The organism is Cyclobacterium qasimii M12-11B (assembly GCF_000427295.1).
Classification (GTDB): Bacteria; Bacteroidota; Bacteroidia; order Cytophagales; family Cyclobacteriaceae; genus Cyclobacterium; species Cyclobacterium qasimii.
The window spans coordinates 1-763 of record NZ_ATNM01000043.1; the positions used below are offsets into that span (position 1 = coordinate 1).

Below are 763 nucleotides of genomic sequence, written 5' to 3' on the forward strand. Positions count from 1 at the left end.
ATTTGATTATTAATCAAAATCAAGATTTGATGAAGGGGTTTATAGTATGTTTTTCAAAATAGCATTTATTACTAGCTTTATGTATTCAAAATAATAACGACACTTTTGGCATAATTAAAAGGGATACTCTAATGTTAGTTTGACGTGTTTTCTATTTGATGTCTAAAAATACGCCAGCTCTAAATGATGGATTTGCGGCAATAATTTTTCCACTTAAAAGTGAACTATAATTTAATGAGACTCCTAATTTTCTAGTTATATAATAAGAGGCTTCCCCTCCAATACCTACATATTCAATATTATTGGCGAATATACTGCCCTGAGAATTCTGTGCATTTAGACTTCCGTTATGCAGGGATTGAATTGTGTTTAACCTTCCAATTAACCAAAATTTATTTTAATTAGTTGTGTTCCAAACTCTATTCCTGTTGTAATTTGATCTGAAAAATCATTCGTTCTATTGTTAAAACCTAATACGCTTTACCATAAAACGATTGGTTATAAACGCTGAATGATTTACCTAAGTTAAGTTGTAATAGTTGATTAAATTCTCCATCACCTGTTTGAAAAACTACCGTCAGAGCCTCCTTCACTTTTACCTGTTGGAAGTCCTAATGTAAATGTAGCAGATAAGGCCCAAGAATTCTTATTTAAAATACCATAGCTGACTCCTAAATCAATGTCACCAATAGAATTAACGGCTTCTCCTTCTGTAAGAACATCTCCTGTTGTACCAGACACAACATCATTTTGAGTGGTTCTT

1 protein-coding gene is annotated in these 763 nt (G+C 31.8%); it reads right to left on the minus strand.

The window, feature by feature from the left end:
* Positions 1–555: 555 nt before the first annotated feature.
* Positions 556–763 (minus strand): hypothetical protein (locus tag ADICYQ_RS27355; RefSeq protein ID WP_040414519.1); only part of this gene is annotated, 208 nt, incomplete at its 5' end.